The following is a 22,517-nucleotide window of genomic DNA, read 5'->3' as shown; positions in this document are numbered from 1 at the left end:
CGCCCGGACTTTTCGTGAGGCACGCCGTGGCTGCACCGATTTTCTTCGACCCTACAGGAAACCGGCGCGTCCGGGTTCGCCGTCTGTCGTTCCTTGCCCTGCTCTCGGCCATCGCCGCCTGCGTCGTCTTCGCGACGACCGTGGCCAGCGTGCCCGCCCCGCCGCCCCTGCCGATCGCCTACGAGCATGCCTCGCCGCTGCCGTTCCGCGCGCAGATCGGACACCTGACGCGGCGCGCCCGCAAGTTCCTGTTCGGAAAGCCCGCCGTTCCCGCCGCGACGCCCGGCGCCAAGCCGATCACCGTCGGCTTCTACACGCCCTGGAGCGACGACAGCGCCACGTCGCTGGAACGCCATATCGACCGGCTCGACTGGGTCGCCCCCGCCACGCTCTCGGTCGACAAGACCGGCAGCCTCAAGATCGACGACGACGCGCGGCTCGACCGCCTGCTGGCGACCGCCCTGCACCGCCCGCTCGTCGTGCCCGTTCTTCAGAACACCATCGACGGTGACTGGCAGGGCGATGCCACGGCCGCGCAGCTTGCCAATCCCGCCCGTCGTCATGCGCTGGAAGCGCAAGTCTCCGCCTATCTCGACAAGACCGGCTATGCGGGCGTCATGGTCGATTTCGAGACCATGCCCAGCGGCAGCCTGCCGAACCTGCGCCTGTTCCTGAGCGAGTTGCGCGCCCAGCTTGCCCCCAAGCACCGTATCGTTTCGGTCACGATGCCGATCGACAATCCGGACTGGTCGACCCGCGCTTTCGCGAGTGTAGCAGACCGGCTGGTGCTGATGGCCTATGACGAACACTGGCAGGGCGGCACCCCCGGCGCGATCGCCTCGAACCCGTGGTTCGCGCAGAAGCTATCCCATGCGCTGGCAGGCCTGCCGCAAGGCAAGGCGATCGTCGCGCTGGGCGAATATGCCTACAACTGGCACGACGGCAAAGCCGACAGCATGACCGTCGAGGAAGCCTGGCTGGATGCCCACGACAGCGGCACCGTGCCGCAATACGATGCCATGAGCGGCAATGCCGGTTATTCCTACGACGATCAGGGCCACCGCCACGACGTCTGGATGCTCGATGCCGCCGCCACCTGGAACCAGATGCAGGTTCTCTCGCGCCTCGGCGTCGGCGACATCGCGCTCTGGCGCCTCGGTTCGGAAGACCCCGGCTTCTGGAGCACGGTCAAGGCCTGGAGGACCGGAGCAAAGCCCAACCTCACGCATCTGGTACAGGCCGCCAATGTCGACGTGGAAGGCCAGGGCGAGATCCTCGACGTGACCGCCACCCCGCAGGACGGCAGCCGCGCGGTCCAATTCGACAAGACCACCGGCATGATCTCCGCCGAGAGCTATACCCGCCTGCCGACGCCCTATGTCGTGCGTCGCACCGGCACCCTGCCCAAGAAGCTCGCGCTGACTTTCGACGACGGCCCGGACCCGACCTGGACCCCGCGCATCCTCTCGATCTTGGAGCAGTACCACGTTCCGGGCACCTTCTTCATGATCGGCGAGAATGCCCTCACCAACCGCGACCTCGTCAAGCGCATCGCCGACGACGGCGACGAGATCGGCAACCACAGCTACACCCACCCGAACATGGCCGAGGAAGCCGCGACCGGAATCGGGCTGGAACTGAATGCCACCCAGCGCCTGATCGAGGCGACCACCGGCCGTTCGATCCGCCTGTTCCGCGCGCCCTATTTCGGCGACGCTGAGCCGACCACCGCCGACGAACTCGTTCCCGCCGCGATCGCCCGCGAGCACGGCTATACCGTGGTCGGCCTCCACGTCGATCCGGATGACTGGAAGCGCCCCGGCGTCCAGAACATCATCGACAGCACCATCGCCCAGGTGGAATCGGCCACGCCCGACCGCTCGGAAAACGTGATCCTGCTCCACGACGGCGGCGGCGACCGGTCGCAGACCGTCGCGGCACTCCCCGTCATCATCGAGCGGCTGAAGCAGGACGGCTATACGTTCGTCCCCGTCTCGACCCTCGCCGGACTTTCGCACGATGCGGTGATGCCCAAGGTGGACGGCGTCGATCTTGCCGCCGTGCGCGCCGACGTCGCGCTGTTCGGCGCGCTCGCAGCGATCCTCGTCGGCCTGAACTGGACCTTCTTCTTCGCGATCTCGCTGGGTGTGCTGCGCTCGGTCGGCCTCGCCTCGCTGGCCAGCCTGCTGCGCCGTCCCCAGCCGATGGCAGCGCCGGAAGACACATGCTCCCCGCTCGTCACCGTCATCATCCCCGCCTACAACGAGGAACGCGTGATCGAGGCCTCGGTGCGGCGCGTGCTCGAAAGCGACTATCGCCAGCTCCAGATCATCGTCGCCGACGACGGCTCGAAGGACCGCACCAGCGCGATCATAACCGAAGCCTTCGCCGACAATTCCCGCGTGGAACTGCTGACGCTCGTGAACGGCGGCAAGGCCGCTGCGCTCAACCGTGCGCTCAAGGATGCGCGCGGCAGCGTGATCGTGGCGCTCGACGCCGATACCCATTTCGAGGTCGAGACGATCTCCCGCCTCGTGCGCTGGTTTGCCGATCCCGCCATCGGCGCAGTGGCGGGCAATGCCAAGGTCGGTAACCGCGTGAACCTCGTCACCCGCTGGCAGGGCGTGGAATATGTGACCGCGCAGAACCTCGAACGCCGCGCACTGACCAAGCTCGATGCGATCATGGTCGTGCCCGGCGCAGTCGGTGCCTGGCGGCGCGAAGCACTCGATGATGTCGGCAGCTATCCGGAAGACACGCTAGCGGAGGACCAGGACCTCACTATCGCCATCCAGCGCAAGGGCTGGAAGATCGCCTACGACGAGGACGCCGTGGCCTGGACCGAGGCGCCGGAGAGCTTCAAGGCCCTGTCGAAGCAGCGCTTCCGCTGGTCGTTCGGCACGCTCCAGTGCCTGTGGAAGCATCGCGGCACCCTGGCGAAGGGCCGTCCTTCCGGCCTTGCCTTCATCGGCATGCCGCAGGCCTGGCTCTTCCAGATCGTCTTCGCGGTGGTCTCGCCCGCGATCGACCTCGCCCTGCTGATCTCGATCGGCGGCACGGCCCTGCGCATCTCGCAGCATGGCTGGGCGCAGACGCAGACCGACGTGCTGCGCATGGGCGCCTACTGGCTGGCCTTCACGCTGGTGGACCTCGCCTGCGGCTGGATCGCCTACCGCCTCGACACGCGCCGCGAGCGGTTCCGCCCGCTGCTGCTGCTGGCCCAGCGCTTCGTCTATCGCCAGCTCATGTACAGCGTGGTGATCCGCGCGGTGGGCGCCGCCTTCGCGGGCAAGGGCATCGGCTGGGGCAAGCTGGAACGCACCGGCCGGGTCAGTGCCGCAACCGCGGGTCAGCCTGCCGCCACGCCCGAGCGGGATCTGGAACCGGCCTGAAAATTCAGAACCGAGACGACGGGATGGTCAGCCTGATCTCCAGGCCGCCGCCCGTCGCATCGTCCAGCGCGATTGCACCGCCATGGAGCTTCGCGACCGCCTCGACGAGCGCCAGCCCCAGCCCGGACCCGGCCGTCGCGCGGCTGGGATCGAGCCGCCCGAACCGTTGCAGGGCGGCCTCGCGCTGATCGGCAGCGATGCCCGGACCATCGTCCCGCACGCCCAGCACGACCTGCTCGCCATGCCGCTCGGCAAAGAGCGTGATGGCGCTGCCGCCGCCCGCATATTTGACCGCGTTGTCGACCAGATTGCCCAGCGCCTGGCTCATCAGTTCCCGGTGCAACGATACCGAAAGACCCCAGGGCGCCTCCGCCCGCAGCACGAAACCGGCATCCTCGGCATAAGGCTCGTAAAGAGCCGCCAGATCGCCGAGGAAGTCCTCCAACAAGGTCTCCTCGAACCGCTCCCGCCCGATCCCGGCCTCGGCGCGGCCGATCTGGAGTGCCGTCGTCAGAATGCGGGTCAGCGTATCGGCCTCGGTGAGCGCTCGCTGCATCGCCGCCTCGGCCGCGGGATCGGTCACTTCCGAAACAGCCTGCTCCAGCGCCGAGCGAAGCCGCGTCACGGGGGAGCGCAAGTCGTGCGCCAGTCCTTCGGCCACGACCCGCAATTCGCCCACCAGCGTCTCGATCCGCGCCAGCATCGCGTTGATTTCACCGGCGAGTTCATCGAAGGCGTCACCGGAACCGTCGAGCGGCACCCGCGCCTCGAAAGCCCCGCTGCCGACCCGGTGCGCGGTCTGCGCCATATCGTGGACCCGCTGGCCGACCAGTCGCGAAGTCAGCACCGCCACCAACGTGGCCAGCGGCAGCGCGAGGAACAGCGCCGCCAGCAAGGCCTGCTCGAAACTGCGCTGAAGCTTGAGATCGCGCCCGATCTCGATCCCCGCCAGCAGGGTCGAGCCGTCGGCAAGACGCGTTTCCGACAGCGCCATCGTCTGCGGCTGGGTGCTGTCGCTGCGATAGAGCATCGTTTCGAACAGGCTTCCGGCCTCCGGATCGGGCGGCGGCAAGGCCGAAAGGTTGCCGGCGATCGCCCGCCCGTCGCGGTCCGCCAGCAGCAGGACGGGAGCGCGCCGCCCCTCATTGCCGAGGCGGCGCTCGATATTGGCTTTCAGCGCTGTCGTGCCGCCGTTCTGATAGGTATCCAGCAAGTCGTCGCGCAGTTCGGCGACCAGCGCATGCTGCTCGTCCCGCACGCTCTGCTGGCCCGCAACCCAGACGAAAGTCAGCACGCCCCCGGTCGCGACGAGCTGGAACAGAACGACTGGAACGAAGAGACGAAACGTCGTCGAGCGCAGGAAAGCTCCGGTGCGCCTGCCCATTCCTGTCTTCAAGCGGAAAGCCCAAGCCGGTAGCCAGCGCCGCGCACCGTATGGAGCAGCGGCGCCGCACCATCCTCGTCGAGCTTGCGGCGCAACCGGCTGACATGGACGTCGATCACATTGGTGCCGGGGTCGAAGTGATAGTCCCACACCGCTTCGAGCAGCATCGTGCGCGTCACCACTTCGTCGATATGGTGCAGGAAATATTCAAGCAGGCGGAACTCGCGCGGCTGGAGGTCGATCGCGCGGCTGCCGCGCCGGACCTTGCGGGCGAGCAGGTCCATTTCCAGATCGCCGCAGACGAGCCGCGTCTCCACCGCCGCCTGTCCGCCGCTGCGCTTCACCAGCAGGCGCACGCGGGCCAGGAGTTCAGCGAAGGCGAAAGGCTTGGTGAGGTAATCGTCCGCGCCCGAGGTAAGCCCGGTCACGCGGTCGTCGGTCGATCCCAATGCGGAAAGCACGATCACCGGCGTCTCGATCCCCCCGGCGCGCAAGGCCCCGAGCACCGACATGCCGTCCATCTGCGGGATCATGCGGTCGAGCACGATGGCGTCGTAAGTGCCGTCGCTGGCCAGAAACAGCGCATCGCGCCCGTTCGCCGCGCGATCGACGACGAAACCTTCCTCGCTCATCCCCTTGGCGATGTAGGTGGCCGTGGCGTCATCATCCTCGACGACCAGCAACTTGTGACCCATCTCTTCGCCCGGCCCCTTCACGTCGTATTACGGAGCGGTCTGCTCCGGCTCCCGGGCGAGATCGATCGTGCGAACCGCGCCCTGATGCAGCACGGTCAGGTGAATAGGCCTTTGTCCGCGCGCAGACAACTCCTCTGCCAAAGCCTGGAGCGTCGGCGGCTCGCGCCCGTCCGCACGCTCGATCCAGTCGCCCACGACCAGTCCCGCCTTCTCGGCATGACCGCGCGAACGGACGCTGGTGACGACGAGGCCCGGCTGCGGCCCCGGCACGGGATCGGCGGTAAAGTCCAGCACCTGCCGCCAGTCCTCGCCGGGCGGGTTGCCGTGGGGACGCGGCAGGCTCTGTCCGATCATGTTGAAATGCCGCTGCGCCCAGAGATCGCCCCAGGTCAGCGCCCCGGTCACCGCCAGCAGCGCGCCGAGCATCGGCAACAGCCCGAGCAACCGGTTCTTGCGCTCGTTCATGTCCGTCATCGTCAAGCCGCTTCTCCCCGGAGAAGAGACCGGCGGGTACGGGACGGGTCCGAACAGGCAGGAGGGAAGACGGGTGAAACGAACATCGAGCAGTATGGTCCTCGGCGCCAGCATGAAGCTGGCCGCAAGCTACACCCATGCCTTGCACTATCGCACCGCGCGGCGCCCAAGTCACATTAAGGAAAGTCCATGTTCGCTCCATACGGCGGCAAGGTAGTGCGGCGCAGAGCGGCATGATGTCCACAATGACTTCTCTCAGGCCGCGGCGCCGAACCGCCATCGTGATCGCGACGATCCTCGTCCTCGTCGCGCTGTTGGGCGGCGTGTCCGGGTGGCTCGGCGCATGGAAGGCCAGTCCGTTCGTGGACATGCCCGCGCGGGGGAAGGTCATCGAACACCGCTACGCCGCCGTACTGCTGTCCGGCGACATGGGCCTGCGCTCCGGGCTGGGCGGTGAGCTTGCGACGCGCCTCGCCGATCACGGCATCGCCACGGTTGGCGTCAATTCGCTCAATTACTTCAAGGTCCGCCGCACGCCCGAGGAGGTCTCGGCGATGCTGGCGGAGGCCATGCGCCGCGCCATGGCGCTGGGTCATACCGACCGCGTGATCGTGTTCGGGCAATCGTTCGGTTCGGACATGGTCCATGTCGGGCTGGAGCATCTGCCCGCCGACATGCGCCGCCATGTCGCTCTGGTCGTGCTGACCGTCCCCACCCGCACCGTATTCCTGCGCGTCTCGCCGCTCGAATGGCTGGACGAGACCCGGCCCGATGCGCCCGCCCTTCCCAGCGCGAGCAAGCTGGACTGGCTTCCGGTCGTCTGCATCCACGGACGCGAGGAGCCGGAAAGCCTCTGCCCGCTGCTCCACCTGCCCCGCCTGACGCAGATCGTCCTGCCCGGCGATCACTATCTGAACAAGGATGTCGACCGCCTATTCGGAGCCGTCCGCAGCGCCATCGCCGCCCACACATTTGCTGGTCCGGAGACCACCCGATGAAACCTTTCCGCCGCGCCTTTCGCCGCGCCCGCCTCAGCGCCATTTTTCCGATCATTCTCGGCGCCCTGACCGCCGCCGGCCCCGCCCGGGCCGCCAATGCCGCGGATCCCTTCGGTCATTGGCTCAATCCGCACGGTGACGTGGAAGTGGCAGTCGCGCCCTGCGGTGCCATGCTCTGCGGCACCGTTACCTGGGTCGGCGGCCAGGCCGTGGCGGACGCCGCCGATGCCGGGGTCGGCCATCTCGTCGGCACCCAGCTGCTGCGGGATTACCACCGCGAAGGCGACGGCGGCTGGCAGGGTCAGGTCTTCGTCCCCGACATGGGCGAGACCTTCTTCTCGCGCATCCACCAACTCGATCCTGGCCATCTCAAGATCAGCGGCTGCATTCTGCATGGGGTTATCTGCAAATCGCAGACCTGGACGCGGCGCCCATGAACACGACCGTCCCGCAAGCGCTATCCAGACGCCTTGCCCACCTGAAACCGCTGGCCCGCAGGCTGGCGGTTCCGGCGCAGCTGGCGGTCGCGGCGCTGGTTCTGACGCTCGCGGCGCTCTGCCTCCACCGGCTGGCGGTTTCGCTGAACATCCATGCCCTGATGCGCACCGCGCGCGCGATTCCCGGCTGGCGCCTTGCCGTCGCGCTCGGCCTGACGACGGCGAGCTATCTGCTGCTGACGATCTACGACGTCATGGCACTGCGCACGATCGAACGGCCGCAACCCTACCGCACCGCCGCGCTCGCCTCGTTCACGAGCTATACGCTCAGCCACAACCTCGGCTTCGGCATCCTGACCGGCGCCGCAGCGCGCCTGCGCATCTACGGTGCCAAGGGTCTTACCACCGGCGAAGTGGCGCGCGTCACCGCCATTGCCGGGATCACTTTCTGGACCGGCGTCTTCGCCTCGGTGGCCCTGGCCCTGCTGGTCCATCATCGGCCGCTGGTCGTGGCGCAGCACGTCCTTTCCCTCGGCGTCCAGCACACGGCAGGCGCCGTGCTGCTGGCGCTGCTGGGGGCGGGAACGCTGCTGGCCAAACGCTGGCACCTGCCCGGCCCTCAGGCGATCGCCCGCATGACGCTGGTGGCGCTAGCCGATATCGCGGCGGCCTGCGGGACGCTTTACGTGCTGCTGCCCCATGCCGGGATCGCGCTCTATCCGCCGCTGCTGCTGGCCTATGTGCTGGCCATCGTGGTAGCACTGGTGAGCCACGTCCCCGGCGGCCTCGGCGTGTTCGAGGCGACCGTCGTCGCGCTCTGTCCGCAGATCCCGGCCGGAGAACTCGTCGCCGCCCTGCTCGTCTACCGCATCGTCTATTATCTCCTGCCGCTGGCGGTCGCGCTCGTGCTGCTGCTGCGCCACGAACATGCCCGCTGGCGGCGCCCCGCCGTGCTCGCGCTGAAGGCGGGCGAGACCATGCTGGTCAGCCTCGCCCCCCGCGCCATCGCCCTGCTCGTCTTCCTCGGCGGTGCGATCCTGCTGCTCTCGGGCGCCACCCCCGCCCTGCCGGAGCGCATGGCCGACATTCGCGGCATCGTGCCGCTGCCTTTCGTCGAAGCCTCGCAGATCGCCGCCAGCCTCGTCGGAACCTTACTGCTGCTGCTCGCCCCGGCGCTTTACCGGCGCCTCGATGCCGCCTTCCTGCTGACCCGTGCGCTGCTGCTGGCGGGCGCCGCCTTCTCGCTGGCCAAAGGCCTGGACTGGGAGGAAGCGCTGACCCTGCTCGCCGTCGCAGGCGTGTTGCAGATCGCGCGCAGGGGCTTCTGGCGCCGCACCGCCCTGACCGCCGACGTGATGAGCGGGAACTGGGTCCTGGCCATGGTCGCAACGATCGCGCTGGTTACGGTGATCGGCTATTTCGCCCAGACCTTCCCCGCCTATCGCGGCAGTCTCTGGTGGAAATTCGCCTGGTCGGGGGATGCTTCGCGCTACTTGCGCACGAGCTTCGCCGTCGCGGTGGCGATGAGCGCCGCGATCCTGCTCGCTTTCCTGCGCCCCTCCCGCCGTGCCGTGCTGCCCGACGAAGATTCGCTCGACGTCGAGGCGACGCTTCGCCATGCCACCCGCTCGGAATCGATGCTGGCGCTCACCGGCGACAAGCGGTTCCTCGCCGGTCCCGAGGGACGATCCATGCTGATGTACCAGATCCGGGGCCATTCCTGGATCGTCATGGGCGATCCGGTAGGCGATCCCGCCGACTGGCCCGAACTGCTCTGGAACCTGCGCGAGCGGGCCGATGCCAACCAGGGCCGGGTTCTGCTCTATCAGGTCACGCCCGAAGTCCTGCCCATCGCCATCGACATGGGCCTGCAACTGATGAAGTACGGCGAGGAAGCACGGGTGGATCTCTCCCGCTTCGGCCTCGAAGGCCCGGCTGCCCGCCCCTTGCGCCACGCCATGCGCCGCGCCGAGCGCGACGGCGCCGAATTCACCATCGTCCCCGCCGCCCGCGTGCCGTCGTTGCTGGGCGAACTGCGCGCCGTCTCCGATGAATGGCTGCGCGCCAAAGGCCAGCGCGAGAAGGCCTTCAGCGTCGGCCGTTTCGACGAAGCCTATATCGCCCGCTGCGATATCGCCGTGGTGCGCTGCGAAGGCCGGATCGTCGCCTTCGCCAATCTCTGGAAGACGGCGGGGCGGGAGGAACTCTCGGTGGACCTGATGCGCCACCGCGCCGAAGTGCCCTATGGCTGCATGGACTTCCTGTTCACCCGCCTGATGCTCTGGGGCCGGCAGGAGGGCTATGCCTGGTTCAACCTCGGCCTCGCGCCGCTCTCCGGCATCGAGGCCCGCCGGCTTGCCCCGACCTGGGCGCGGGCGGCAGGGATGCTGTTCCGCCACGGCGAAGCCTTCTACGGCTTCGAGGGTCTGCGCAACTACAAGGAGAAGTTCGCGCCGGTGTGGGAGCCGCGCTATATCGCCTGCAACGGCGGCATGGCGACAGGCCGCGCCTTGCTGGACCTGCAAGCGCTGATCTCCGATGGCAAGGGGAGTGCCGCACGCCAGCGCAACCAAGCCCGCAGGCCCTAGCGAAGCTGTCTCCGAAAACCGGCAGGTAAAGGTGGAGCGTGACTGTCCAGGCCGCCCGCCCGGCGCTATCGTCCTGCCGAGACGACCAGAAATCCGGAAAGTCCACTACCCGATGACCGTCATTGCCGCCCGCCTCTATCGCCAGGGCCAACCCGCCGAGCCGGTTTCGCTCGATAGCTGCCCGCCGATCCCGGACCACGCCAAGGGAGAAGCCGAGGACTTCGTCTGGATCGGCCTCCACGAGCCGACCGAAGCGGAACTGCGCGCCGTGCAGAAGACTTACGGCCTCCACCCGCTGGCCGTGGAGGATGCGCTTAAGGCCCACCAGCTACCCAAAGTCGATATCTACGGCGATCAGCTCTTCGTGGTCGCCCGCACGGCTCACCTCGAAGGCGACGAGATCGTCTATGGCGAAACCTCGGTGTTCGTCGGCAAGCATCATGTGATCTCGGTCCGCCACGGATCGGCCCGTGCCCATACCGAACTGCGCGCTCAGCTGGAGGCGGCGCCGACGTTACTCTCCAACGGCGTCGATTATGTGCTCCATGCCATTCTCGACTTCATCGTCGACGGCTACCTGCCGATCGTCGAGACCATCGAGGAAAACGTGCTGGAAATCGAGAAACGCGCCCTCGATGCCTTCCTCGACCGCGAGGACGTGATGCGCCTGTTCGGCCTTCGCCGCGAACTGATCCGCTTCCAGCGCGTGCTCGGCCCCATGGCGGAAGTGAGCAGCAAGCTCGTCCACCTCGACGTGCCTTATCTCGATGCGGCGGTGCGGCCCTATTTCAAGGACGTCTACGACCATGTCCGCCGCGTCGAATCCATGGTCGCCAACTTGCGCGAGGTACTGACCACGGTGTTCGAGGTCAGCCACCTGCTGGAATCACAAAGGCAGGGAACGATCACCCGGCAACTGGCGGCCTGGGCGGCGATCCTTGCCGTCCCGACCGCCATTGCGGGGGTCTACGGCATGAACTTCGAGAACATGCCCGAACTGCACATGCGCTACGGCTATTTCGCCGTGCTGGGGGTAATCGGCTTGCTCTGCGCCACTCTCTATGCCTGGTTCCGGCATACGAGGTGGCTCTGATCCGTCAGAGCTGCATCCGAACCTGAAAGCCCAGTGCCAGCGCATTCGGCGTCGAGCGGAAGCTGAAGGCGCCGGGGTCGATGATGTATTGCACGTCGGGACGGATCACCAGCCAGCGGTTCGCCTGAAAACCGTAGCTCAGTTCCAGCGCGGTTTCGCCCGCGGGAAGCGAGGCGTAGCTGCCCGGAACCGGCGCGGTGTCCACATGGAGGCGGCGCAGGCGCGGATCGACGACGGCATGGGTAAAGCCGAGACCGATCGTATCGGCATCGCGCCCCTTGAACGTGCCGGTCTTGACCACGCCGCCCGCATACCAGCGGGTGATCTGGCCGGAAATCTGCGGATTGGCGGTGAACTGACCGAACAGCGAAACGCCCCGGCTGCCGCCGCTTTCGCGGTAGATCATCTGGTCGGCGAGGATGTAGAAGCCGCCGCGCCCCTTGACGGTGCCGCCGCCGCCCTGCTTGTTCACCCGTGCGGTATCGTAATAGACGCCGACCTTGTAATGACCCGGCAGGACGCGGCTGCCCGGACGGGTGCCGGGATCGTACTCTACCTCGAACGGCAGCAGCACACCGATCGTCCCGCCCGCGAAGGGGTTCCAGGCATTGTCTTCGTCATTGAGACGCGGGTTCACCTGGTAGACGCCGGTTCGCAGCACCACGTCCGGACGCAGCTTGTAGCGTACCGCGACGCCCCAGCGGGCATTGGGATAGTTGTACCAGCCGCTGTCTCCGGACATCGAGAGCGGATGGGCACAGAACGCCGCGTTCACGAAGTTGCAGCCGATGGGCATGCCGCCAAGATCGTTGCCCATCGCGAAATAGCCGGCACGGACATTCAGCTCTCCGCCCATCAGGTTCTGCTCGATGCTGGCCTCGGTCAGGCGCGCATAATAGCCGCCCGCTGCTTCCTGGATCGGCAGACGGTTGCCCACGAAGTCCGATGACATGCCTACGCCGCGCCGGTCGTTGAACGTCACATGGACGATCCCGCCCTGCCATCCGGCCAGCTTGTCCATGTCGAAGTCGGCGCCGAGGCGGACCTGATGGACATAAGTGGTCCCGCGCCGCTGGCCGCCGTCGACGGCCGAGAAGGTTTCCGAAACATAGTCGCCCCGGAACGTCACGCCGCCCTGCTTGAGGTCGCTGCGCAGCCCGCCCCAGTCGCCGGTCAGAGTCTCGCGTCCGGCAGGCGGACTAATGGCAGGTGTCGGCTGCGCCGGAGCGACTGCGGCTTCCTCGCTCGCGTCTTCCTCGGCATAAGCGGTGGTCGCGGCGAACGGCGCGGCGATCAGCAAGCCGCAGCCGGTCATTCGGGCCGCGATCCGGACGATAGGTCGTGTCATGAGAATGCGTCGGGCCAAAGCCCCCTCCTTCCCGCCGTCAACCAGGACGCGGGATCACTTTTATGGATGGAACAGGCAGAGGCGGTGCCGTGGCACCGCCTCCCGAACCGTTACGGCAGCTTGTAAGCGATCACGTAGTCCCCGCGATCGGGCGACTGGCGCGCACCGCCGGCGGTAATCACCAGGTACTGCTTGCCGGTCTTCGGCGACTTGTAGCTCATCGGGCCGCCCTGGCTACCGACCGGCAGACGGGCCTTCCAGACTTCATTGCCGTTCGCCGAGTTGAAGGCGCGCAAGTAGTAGTCCTGGGTTCCGGCGATGAAGACGAGACCGCCCTGCGTCGCCAGCGTGCCGCCCAGCGTCGGCATGCCGATCGGGATCGGCAGACCCATCTTGACGCCCATCGGTCCGGTGTCGCGCACGGTGCCGACCGGAACCTGCCACTTGATCTTGCGGGTCTTCATGTCGATCGCCGAAAGCGTGCCGAACGGCGGTGCCTGGCAGGGAATGCCGAGCGCCGAAAGGAAGCGGTCCTTCACCACCGAATAGGGCGTGCCCTTCAGCGGAACGCTGCCCATGCCGGTGTTGACGGCTTCGCCTGCGGCACCGGCCTTGCCCGCCTGTTCCTTGGTCTGCGGGAACATCTGGACCCAGAGGCCGAGGCGCATGTCGTTGGCGAAGATCGTGCCGCTGGTCGGGTCGATCGAGAGACCGCCCCAGTTCATGCCGCCCAGCGATCCGGGGAAGCTCAGCGACTTGTCGGTGCCGGGCGCGGTGTAGAGCCCTTCGTAGCGCATGCCCTTGAAGGCGATGCGGCACAGGAGCTGGTCGAACGGCGTGGCACCCCACATGTCCGCCTCGGTCAGCGGTCCGACGCCGATCTGCGGCATCCCGACCGACTTGGGCTGCGTGAGCGAATAAGGCTCACCCGGAATATTGGCGGCCTTGACCTTGACGTTCGCCACTTCGGTCAGCGGCTTGCCGGTCGCGCGGTCGAGTACATAGAGCTGCCCGGCCTTGGTACCGAAGACGAGCGCGGGCACGGTGGCGCCGTTCTTCGCCGCGAAGTCGAAGAAGGTCGGCTGCATCGGCAGGTCGAAGTCCCAGAGGTCGTTATGAACGGTCTGGAAGTGCCACTTTTCCTTGCCGGTCGTGGCATCGAGCGCGAGCATCGAGGCCCCGTACTGGTGATCGAGCGAGGTCCGGGGAACGCCGTAAAGGTCCACCGAGGAGCTGCCGACCGGCATGAACACCGTGTTGGACGCGGGGTCATAGGACATCGCCGCCCAGACGTTGGGCGTGGAACGGGTATAGGTCTGGCCAGCCGGAGGCATGCCGGTGATCGCCGGATTGCCCGGATCGAAGGCCCAGCGCAGCTTGCCGGTGATCACGTCGAAACCGCGCATGACGCCGCCCGGCATGTCGACCTGGACATTGTCCGCCACGCGGCCACCGACGACCACGGTGGTTCCCGCCATCGTCGGGGCCGAAGTCAGCTGGTACTGCGGGTCGGGTGCATTGCCGAGACCGGCCTTGAGGTCCACCCGGCCGCCGTTGCCGAAGTCCGGGCAGAACTTGCCGGTATCGGCATCGAGCGCGATCAGTTCGGCATTGATGGTGTTCATCACGATGCGGCGCTGGCACGGCGCGCCCTCGGGCACGGTGACCGCGGTGATCGGGGTCGAGCCGGGCATGTTAGGCTGCTGGAGCGGCGCCTTGGCATCGAAATAGGCCAGGCCGCGGCAACGGTTCCAGACCGAGGCCCGCGCATCGATCCGCGCCTTCCACTTCTCGCGGCCGGTATCCGCATCGAGCGCGATCACGTTGTTGTGCGGCGTGCAGACATAGAGGGTGTCGCCGATCTGGAGCGGGGTGTCCTGGTCCTCGGCGCCGTTGCCGTCGCTGATCGCGATGTCGCCGGTGCGGTAGGTCCAGGCGACCTTGAGCTTGTTCACGTTGTCGCGCGTGATCTGGTCCAGTGCCACGAAGCGGCTGCCGCCGCCGGTGTTGCCGTAGGCTTCCCAGTTCTTCTGCTCATGGGCGGGATCGACGGGGATCAACGCGCCTTCCTGACCGGAGAAGGCCACGGTCGGGTGCGGCACGAACATGCCCGCGAAACCGGCGACCGAGGCCGCGCCGACAACTGCGGCAACCGCCAGCGAAGGTTTCCACGCGGGCACGCGGCCCGTCGCGCGCAGCAGCAACGGATAGGAGAGCGCCACGACGGTCGCGCCGACGCCCATCGCCAGAAGGCGGGAGATCAGCGGCCAGAACGCGAAGCCCACTTCCCACAGCGCCCAGAGGACGGTCAGCAGGAAAATCGCGCCGAACAGCAGCGCGCCCGCCGGGCGACGGCGGGCAATCAGGAAACCGGAAACGAGCAGCGTGATCCCGGCCAGCGCAAAGTAGAAACTGCCTCCGAGACTGACGAGCTTGGCGCCCGCGATCGTGAAGAAGAGTCCCGCTCCAAGAATCACTACTCCCAATAGGAGTAGCCATGCCCGGGTCAGCAGACCACTATCGTTCGTCGTGCCCCGCATGCGGCACCTCCTTGCTTGCTTTCGTACGAAACGGATTCGGATCCCTGCGGTACGGAAACGGCAAAAGGCGCGACCATGCAGACTTCGAACATGCGAAGCCGGAAACGCGCGCAATCAATGCTTTGCCGGTATTTGTTACCGCACGGATTGGAAGCATCGCGCATAGCGTTTTCACCACACCCCCGACCAATTTGAATTGCGCAAGGGTCATCGTTTATTGCTTTGTTATTGCTATAATATTCCAAAACATAAGAGCATGGAAGGCTATCTTTTTGTTATGGCTTCGCGCTCCCGACGAGAGTCCGAAACCCTTCCAGCAGATTGTCTATCGATTAAGTTGACAATTATCTCGCGTCCTGCAAACCGCTGCTTTGTGTCAGGTTCATGGGTACATGGCGCGGTCCGCCCCTTGCATGACGGTCCGCAAGGGACGAAATTGATCCCAACCGGGCCGTTCCCGGACGAGGCCCTGCCCGACGAACGATGCGCCTGAAGGACGGCGCGTCTTCCCGGTGCCGGGCAGGATGTGAAGGTAAGCGAATGTCGAATAACCCGCGCGCCGAACGGTCGTGGCTTCCTGGTTTCGGAACGCAGGTCATGCTCGGCATGGTCTTCGGCCTCGTGGCCGGGCTCGTCGTCCGGCAGATCGGCTCGGACAGCCCACTCGCAAGCGGCGCCACCGAGACATTCCACACGATCGCCCAGATCTTCGTCCAGCTTCTGCGCACGCTGGTGCCGCCACTGGTCTTCACCGCGATCATCGCCTCGGTTGCGGCGCTGCGCGGGCTGGACAATGCGGTCAAACTGGTGGGCCAGACCCTGCTCTGGTTCGCCATCACCGCACTGATCGCCGTGCTTATCGGCATCGCCCTCGGCCTGACCATCCAGCCCGGCCTCCATGCCAGCGTCGATGCCGGTGCCGCGCAGGTCCCCAAATCCGTGGGAGGCTGGCTGGACTTTCTAAAGGGGTTGGTTCCCGCCAACTACCTCGGCATCACCGCATCGACCACACTGGAAGCCGACGGCCCGGCGACCTCGGTTTCGTTCAATGTCCTCCAGATCATCATCGCCGCCGTCGTGGTCGGCGCCGCTGCCGTAAAGGTCGGTGCGAAGGCGGAAGGCTTCCTGGCCTTTATGACGTCGGCCAATCTCGTGCTGCGCCAGCTGCTGCGCTGGCTGATCGCGCTGACCCCGCTCGGTTCGGCGGCCCTGATCGCCAATGCGGTGGTCAGCTACGGCTGGGACGCCCTTTCCGCACTCGGCGCCTTTGCGGGCGCAGTCTATATCGGTCTCGCGATCGTCCTGCTCGGCGTCTATCCGCTCCTGCTGCTGGTCCACCGGATCAACCCGCTGCGCTTCTTCTCGGTCGCCTGGCCGGCGATCCAGATCGGCTTCCTCTCGCGCTCGTCGGTCGGCACAATGCCCGTTACCGAGGAAGTGACCGAGCGCCTCGGCGTGCCCCGCTCCTACGCCGCCTTCGCTGTGCCGCTCGGCTCGACCACCAAGATGGACGGCTGCGCGGCGATCTATCCGGCAATCTCGGCGATCTTCGTCGCCCAGTTCTACGGCGTGCCGCTCCAGCTTTCCGACTATGCGCTGATCGTCTTCGTCTCGGTGATCGGCTCGGCGGCGACGGCGGGGCTGACCGGCGCGGTGGTGATGCTGACGCTCACCCTATCGACCCTGCGCCTGCCGCTGGAAGGCGTCGGCCTGCTGCTCGCGATCGACCCGATCCTCGACATGGGCCGTACCGCCGTGAACGTCGCCGGACAGGCCCTGGTGCCGACGATCGTGTCCGAGCGCCTCGGAATACGCGGGCCGATGCAGATCGAAGCGGCGAACGAAGCGGTTCCCGCCCCCCACTGATCCGGGTGGGAACTGAAAAAAGGGGGCGGCGGCCACGGCCAGCGCCCCCTTTTTCATTCAGCGCGCGTCCTCGGCGTAGAAGCGTTGCATGTCGAGGCGCATCTGGTGCAGCGCCTCGGGGTTGAGATAGACCATGTGCCCGGCCGGATAGTAGCGAAACTGCAGATTCTGCCGCAGGCCCGGTTCCAGCATCATGTGCTTGAGATCGCGCTCGGTCGAGAAGAACGGCGTCGCCATGTCGTAATAGCCGTTGAGCGACAGCACCCGCAGATGCGGATTGGTCCGCATCGCCGTGCCGAGATCGGCGGTGACGTCGGCCACGTTCTGCGAGCGCCCCGCAGGCGGGCGGTGGCTCCAGTCCCAGTCGAAATCGCCGCCCTCGCGCGCGCTCAGGCGGTAATCGAGATCGGTCTTGTAACCGAGCTGCGTGGTGAGCTGGTCAAGGAAGCTGCCGACATAGAGCCCGCTGATCGCGGTATCCGAGGGATCGTACTCGGGGCTTTCACCCGCCGCATCGGCATCGATACCCTTGTAGCGACCGTCGAACCGTCCGACCGTCTCGCGCCCGCCGCGCAGCAGCTCCTTGCGGAAACGGCCGAGATCGATACGCAGATTGGCCTGCTTGACATAGTCCACCGAAAGTCCGGTGAAGCGGCTCAGCTTCTGCGCCACGGCATCTTCTTCGGCAGACGTGATGTCCTGCCCCTTGGCCAGCGCGGCGGCATATTCGCCGTTGGCGAACTGGCGGGCCTGTTCGACGAATTCGTCCACGGTGGCCGGGCGATCGGCGACGCGGCCATGATACCAGGCGACTGCCGCATACGTCGGCAGATAGCCGAGATGGATGGTGTCGAAACCGGACTGACGAATGCCGTAGTTCATGATCGAGGAGAGCAGCACCACGCCGTTCAGCGCCATGCCGCGATCCTCAAGCTGGTAGGCCAGGGCGCCCGAGCGGGTGGTGCCGTAGCTTTCGCCGAAGATGTACTTCGGATCGCCCCAGCGCGCGTTCTTGGTCACATAGCGCATGATGGCCCTGGCGAAGGCATCCACGTCCTGATCGACACCGTAGAAGTCCGCGGGCTTGGCATCGCCCAGCGGGCGGGAATAACCCGCCCCCACCGCGTCGAGGAACACCATGTCGGTGCTGCCGATCAGACTGTCCGGGTTGGGGCCGACATCGTAGGGTGCCGGGCGCACCGCCTCGGGATTGCCGGTGCGGACGTGCTCGGGCGCGAAACTGCCCATGCGCAGCCAGAGGCTCGCCGAGCCGGGACCGCCGTTGTAGAAGAATGTCACCGGACGGTGCCTGCCCGGTGCGGTATAGGCGGTGTAGAACATGCTGGCGGTCGGCTTGCCCTGCGCGTCGCGGATCGTCAGGGTTCCGGCCGTGGCGGTATAGGCGATGGACTTGCCGTCGACCTTCGCCGTGCCCTTGCTGGTCTTCGTCACTTCCTCGACCGGCGCGCTGGCCCAATTGGCAGCGACCGCCTCTGCCGTTTTTTCGGCATGCTGCTTGGCTGCGTCGGGCGCTTCGCCTTTCTGGGCCAAGGCAGGCTGGGACAGGACGAGCAGGGAAGCAAAGGCAAGGAAGGCAGGAAGCCGCATTGAATTTCCTCTGGTTTCTGGTGCGAACCGAAAGGTTTTTTATCGGATTGTGACAGTCCCACAAGATGCGTGATCGCAGCCTTCGCGAGCCCGCCGGGAACCGGGCGAGGCGCCGAGGTTTGTTTCCAGACTTAATGCGAAAGGACAAACCATGCGTTCGGGTCTACTCTGGCTGATCGGCGTTCCTATTCCCATCATCCTGCTGCTGGCTTACTGCACGGGCCACTTCTGATCTGGCGATAGCAAATCTGTCTGTCCCTGCGGCAGCGATCAGTGATAGACGCAGGGCATGTCCCCGCCCTCTTCCCTTTCCCTCGACCTGCGCAGCTATGGGCCGGACAGCACGACGGACAGCCATAGCTTCGCGCAGATCGTCCTGCCCCTGGAGGGCGGGCTGACGATGGAAATCGGTACGCACGGCGGCAGGGTCGGTCGCGGGGAACTGGCCTTCGTCGAAACCGACATGCGGCACGACCAGATCAGCGCCCATGCCAACCGTTCTTTCATCCTCGACCTCGACCCTGACGCTCTGGCTCCCCGTCTGCGGGAGGAGCTTGGGCGCCGTTCCTATTGTGCGCTGTCGCCGGCCGCGAACAAGCTGGTCGATTTCATGGCGCTCATGGCTACCCAGCAAAACGCCGCCCGTGAAACCACGCAGGCCATGGTGGACCGCTGGGCACCGCTCCTGTTCGAAACCCTTGCCGGTGGAATACCCAAGGCCCGGCTGCGCCTCGCGGCCCTGCTCGACCGCCTGGAAGCCGAACCGGGGCAGGACTGGACCGCCGCCTCCATGGCCCGCCATGCCGGGGTCGGGGTCAGTCGCCTCCACGAATTGTTCCGGCTGGAACTCGATACCACGCCCCGCGCCTGGCTGTCCGAACTGCGCCTCAAGCGCGTCAGGGAAGCGCTGGCATCGGGCCATCTTTCCATCGCCGAACTGGCCTATCGCTTCGGCTATTCCGACCAGAGCGCCTTGACCCGCGCCATGCGCAAGGCCACCGGCCTGCCCCCGGCGGCCTATCGCCGACAGATGCGCGAAACTCGCGATATCGGATCGGACCCTGTGTCAAAACCGGCGTAGACGCGGTCAAGACCCCCGGCGCAATGCCGTTGTAGCCTGCCCTTTCAGAGCGTTTTCGGGTCCGGTGAAATCACCCGCCCCACGAAAACGCGGCAAATGCACCCGGAGCTTGCAGTGTCGGATATGCGGAATACGATTGTCGGCGTAGGTTTCGGGGCGGCCGCCGGTGCGGTCTGGGGACTGGTCTTCCTTGCGCCCGAAATCGCCGGCGATTTCGGACCGCTCTATCTCGCCGCGGGGCGCTATCTCGCTTACGGACTGATCGCGGCCGTCCTGCTGATGCCGCGCTGGCGGACGCTGATGCGCCAGCTCGGACGCGCCGAATGGACCGCCCTGATCTGGCTCAGCCTGCTGGGCAACACTCTCTACTACATCCTGCTGTCGAGTGCCGTGCAACTGGCAGGCGTCACCGTGACCTCGCTCGTGATCGGCTTCATTCCGGTCGTGGTGACCGTCGTCGGCAGCCGCGATGCGAGCGCCCCGTCGCTGGCCCGGCTGGCGCCTTCGCTCCTGCTCGGGTTCGGCGCCGTGGCCTGCATCGGCTGGCAGACGCTCGGCAACGTGCGCGCGGAAGCGGGAATCATGCCGCTGGTCGGCCTGCTCTGTGCCGTGGGTGCACTGTTTTCCTGGGCGAGTTTCGCGATCGTCAACAGCCGCTGGCTGGTGCGCCTGCGCGAAGTTTCCGCGCACGAATGGAGCCTGCTGCTCGGCATCGTCACCGGCCTTCAGGCCGTGCTGCTGGTGCCGTTCGCGCTGCTGCTCGAACCCACCGCGCATGATGCCGGCGCCTGGTATCGCTTCCTGGCGGTCTCGGCGGCGGTGGCACTCTTCGCCTCGGTCGTCGGCAATGCTTTCTGGAACACCATGAGCCGGCTGCTGCCGCTCACCATGGTCGGTCAGATGATCCTGTTCGAGACTGCCTTCGCGCTGCTCTACGGCTTCCTGTGGGAAGCACGCCTGCCGACCGTCCCCGAACTGCTGGCGATCGCCTGCATGGGCGCCAGCGTCGTGACCTGCCTGACCGCCCATGGCCCCAAGCGAAAGACATAAACGGCTGTTCAACCAGATTGCTCATGCAGTTTAGCAGCAGCAACATTGTTCGACTATTCCGGTAACTCTCCATAGAGACACCCTGACCGGCAACATCTCGGAAATACCTATCGATCGGTTGCGAACCGAGACTTTCAAAAGTTCGATAGTCCGTCGTTTCTCACCCGATGAGAACCACTCAAATTTCAAAAAATCATCACCGATCACTATTTAACACAAATTCGACTCATCGCCGCAGAGGCACGACTCGGCCATTAAAGTCCCATTTTACAACGAAACAGGTCTAAGGGGCGCCTTCCCCGCTTGATGCCTCACGCGGCATCGCATCCTTCCCCGGCCGCTCGACGGCCGCGCCTCCCGCTCGGCGATAGTGGTGCCTTCCTGTGCGCCTGCCCGGGCGTGCACGGAGATAGACATGCACAATCCCGTTGCGCAACACGCGCAATTCGGCTGGTTCAAATCCCGCCGGGAACTGGCCATCGACGATATTACAGTTGTAGACCGCTCTCAACTGAACCGCGCAGTCGCTGCCGCCGCGCTGGGCAATGCGATGGAATGGTTCGACTTCGGCGTCTACGGTTATATTGCCGTCACCTTGGGTCATGTCTTCTTTCCTTCCGGCAATCCGACAGTACAGCTTATCGCCACGCTGGCCACTTTCGCCGCAGCCTTCGTCGTGCGTCCGCTCGGTGGGCTGGTCTTCGGCCCCCTGGGTGATCGCTACGGACGCCACAAGATCCTGGCACTGACGATGGTGATGATGGCCCTTGGCACTTTCGCCATCGGCCTCATTCCTTCTTACGAACGCATCGGCATGGCCGCCCCCGTGCTGCTGCTTGTCGCCCGCCTCGTCCAGGGCTTCTCGACCGGCGGCGAATATGGCGGTGCCGCAACTTTCATCGCCGAATACTCGACCGACCAGAAGCGCGGAATCATGGGCAGCTGGCTCGAATTTGGCACGCTCGGCGGGTACATCGCCGGCGCGGGAACCGTGACCGCCCTGCAGATGTCGCTCAGCGATGCGGACATGCTCGCCTGGGGCTGGCGCGTGCCGTTCCTGATCGCCGGGCCGCTGGGCCTCCTCGGCCTCTACATGCGCCTCAAGCTAGAAGAAACGCCCGCATTCCAGGCCTATAACGAACAGGTGGATGAGCGCGAAGCGGACCGCCCCAGCCTGTCCGATATGTTCCGCCTGCACTGGCCCCAGTTGTTGAAGTGCATGGGACTTGTCCTCGTCTTCAACGTGACCGACTACATGCTGCTCACCTACATGCCCAACTATCTGACGGTGACGATGGGCTATGCCGAGAGCAAGGGCCTGCTGCTCATCATCCTGGTCATGCTGGTGATGATGCCGCTCAACGTGGTCGGCGGCCTGTTCAGCGATCGGCTGGGCCGCCGCCCGATGATTATCGGCGCCTGTGTCGCGTTGATGGTACTTGCGGTTCCCAGCATGCTGCTGATCGGCTCGGGGAACGACGGCCTCATCTTCCTCGGCCTGATGACGCTGGGCATGGCGCTCGTCTGCTTCACCAGCTCGATGCCCTCGACGCTGCCCGCGCTGTTCTACACACCGGTCCGCTACAGTGCCCTGTCGATCGCCTTCAACGTGTCGGTCTCGCTGTTCGGCGGCACCACGCCGCTGGTGACGGCATGGCTCGTCAGCCGCACCGGAGACCCGCTGGTCCCGGCCTATTACCTGATGGGCGCGGCGGCGATCGGTATCGTGACGATGCTGACCGTACGCGAGACCGCAGGCCTGCCGCTGCGCGGCTCGCCCCCGGCAGTGGAGAGCAAGGCGGAGGCCGTCGCCCTGCTGCGGAGCGATCAGGATATCACGGTCGACGATGCGATCCCGGCTATCACCCCCGCGGTACCCCAAGTCGCCCAGACGCGAATGGCTCTGACCTGAGTCTCATCGCGGCATGACTTACCCGGCCGGTTGTCCCAAGCGACAACCGGC

15 protein-coding genes are annotated in these 22,517 nt (G+C 66.0%); 9 read left to right on the top strand and 6 right to left on the bottom strand.

Features of this window, described 5'->3' with window-relative positions; genetic code table 11:
• Window positions 1-26 precede the first annotated feature (26 nt).
• A complete protein-coding gene (locus AC4D6D_RS21645; RefSeq protein ID WP_491327583.1) occupies window positions 27-3,392 on the top strand; it encodes a trifunctional glycoside hydrolase family 18/polysaccharide deacetylase/glycosyltransferase family 2 protein in 3,366 nt (1,121 codons plus the stop codon).
• A gap of 4 nt (window positions 3,393-3,396) precedes the next feature.
• Here AC4D6D_RS21645 and AC4D6D_RS21640 read toward each other — a convergent pair whose 3' ends face one another.
• Genes AC4D6D_RS21640 through AC4D6D_RS21630 form a run of 3 tightly spaced genes read right to left on the bottom strand, consistent with a single transcriptional unit; the run spans window position 3,397 to window position 5,945 of the window.
• Window positions 3,397-4,776 (bottom strand): sensor histidine kinase, encoded by a 1,380-nt coding sequence (locus AC4D6D_RS21640; protein ID WP_491327582.1) that lies wholly within the window; start codon window positions 4,774-4,776, stop codon window positions 3,397-3,399.
• A gap of 8 nt (window positions 4,777-4,784) precedes the next feature.
• On the bottom strand, window positions 4,785-5,471 hold the full coding sequence (locus AC4D6D_RS21635) for a winged helix-turn-helix domain-containing protein (RefSeq protein ID WP_491327581.1): 687 nt from the start codon (window positions 5,469-5,471) through the stop codon (window positions 4,785-4,787).
• Window positions 5,472-5,498: 27 nt separating this feature from the next.
• Window positions 5,499-5,945 carry a PDZ domain-containing protein gene (locus tag AC4D6D_RS21630; RefSeq protein WP_491328793.1) on the bottom strand — a complete coding sequence of 149 codons (447 nt, stop codon included), beginning with the start codon at window positions 5,943-5,945 and terminating at the stop codon, window positions 5,499-5,501.
• Window positions 5,946-6,226: 281 nt separating this feature from the next.
• Between AC4D6D_RS21630 and AC4D6D_RS21625 the strand changes: the two genes are divergently transcribed.
• The 4 genes from AC4D6D_RS21625 to AC4D6D_RS21610 all read left to right on the top strand — a co-directional run bounded on the left by AC4D6D_RS21625 (window position 6,227) and on the right by AC4D6D_RS21610 (window position 11,061).
• Window positions 6,227-6,943 carry an AcvB/VirJ family lysyl-phosphatidylglycerol hydrolase gene (locus AC4D6D_RS21625; protein ID WP_491327580.1) on the top strand — a complete coding sequence of 239 codons (717 nt, stop codon included), beginning with the start codon at window positions 6,227-6,229 and terminating at the stop codon, window positions 6,941-6,943.
• Entirely contained in the window at window positions 6,940-7,380 is a 441-nt protein-coding gene (locus AC4D6D_RS21620) for a DUF2147 domain-containing protein (protein WP_491327579.1), read from the top strand. Before AC4D6D_RS21625 ends, AC4D6D_RS21620 begins: the two co-directional genes overlap by 4 nt.
• Entirely contained in the window at window positions 7,377-9,968 is a 2,592-nt protein-coding gene (gene mprF, locus AC4D6D_RS21615) for a bifunctional lysylphosphatidylglycerol flippase/synthetase MprF (RefSeq protein WP_491327578.1), read from the top strand. The genes AC4D6D_RS21620 and mprF overlap by 4 nt, the downstream gene beginning before the upstream one ends.
• 112 nt (window positions 9,969-10,080) lie before the next feature.
• Window positions 10,081-11,061: a magnesium and cobalt transport protein CorA gene (locus AC4D6D_RS21610; protein WP_491327577.1), complete on the top strand. Its 981-nt coding sequence runs from the start codon at window positions 10,081-10,083 to the stop codon at window positions 11,059-11,061.
• A 4-nt stretch (window positions 11,062-11,065) separates the two neighbouring features.
• Here AC4D6D_RS21610 and AC4D6D_RS21605 read toward each other — a convergent pair whose 3' ends face one another.
• Complete coding sequence (locus AC4D6D_RS21605; protein ID WP_491327576.1) at window positions 11,066-12,409, bottom strand: carbohydrate porin; 1,344 nt, start codon at window positions 12,407-12,409, stop codon at window positions 11,066-11,068.
• A 110-nt stretch (window positions 12,410-12,519) separates the two neighbouring features.
• Window positions 12,520-14,949 (bottom strand): glucose/quinate/shikimate family membrane-bound PQQ-dependent dehydrogenase, encoded by a 2,430-nt coding sequence (locus AC4D6D_RS21600; protein WP_491327575.1) that lies wholly within the window; start codon window positions 14,947-14,949, stop codon window positions 12,520-12,522.
• A gap of 540 nt (window positions 14,950-15,489) precedes the next feature.
• Here AC4D6D_RS21600 and AC4D6D_RS21595 point away from each other — a divergent pair.
• On the top strand, window positions 15,490-16,815 hold the full coding sequence (locus AC4D6D_RS21595; protein WP_491327574.1) for a dicarboxylate/amino acid:cation symporter: 1,326 nt from the start codon (window positions 15,490-15,492) through the stop codon (window positions 16,813-16,815).
• Between the two features lie 57 nt (window positions 16,816-16,872).
• Here the strand turns inward: AC4D6D_RS21595 and AC4D6D_RS21590 are convergent, their stop codons facing one another.
• Window positions 16,873-18,423, bottom strand: coding sequence for a S10 family peptidase (locus AC4D6D_RS21590; RefSeq protein WP_491327573.1), 1,551 nt, complete (start codon window positions 18,421-18,423; stop codon window positions 16,873-16,875).
• 289 nt (window positions 18,424-18,712) lie between these two features.
• On the opposite strand from AC4D6D_RS21590, the gene AC4D6D_RS21585 reads away from it, so the two are divergent.
• The 3 genes from AC4D6D_RS21585 (at window position 18,713) to proP (ending at window position 22,466) form a co-directional block, all read left to right on the top strand.
• Complete coding sequence (locus AC4D6D_RS21585; RefSeq protein ID WP_491327572.1) at window positions 18,713-19,504, top strand: AraC family transcriptional regulator; 792 nt, start codon at window positions 18,713-18,715, stop codon at window positions 19,502-19,504.
• A gap of 123 nt (window positions 19,505-19,627) precedes the next feature.
• On the top strand, window positions 19,628-20,554 hold the full coding sequence (locus AC4D6D_RS21580) for a DMT family transporter (protein ID WP_491327571.1): 927 nt from the start codon (window positions 19,628-19,630) through the stop codon (window positions 20,552-20,554).
• Window positions 20,555-20,969: 415 nt separating this feature from the next.
• Complete coding sequence (gene proP / locus AC4D6D_RS21575; RefSeq protein ID WP_491327570.1) at window positions 20,970-22,466, top strand: glycine betaine/L-proline transporter ProP; 1,497 nt, start codon at window positions 20,970-20,972, stop codon at window positions 22,464-22,466.
• Window positions 22,467-22,517 lie beyond the last annotated feature (51 nt).

The organism is Novosphingobium sp. BF6 (assembly GCF_058273105.1).
The sequence above is the reverse complement of the archived record's forward strand: the minus strand, read 5'-3'. Positions and strand labels throughout refer to the sequence as shown.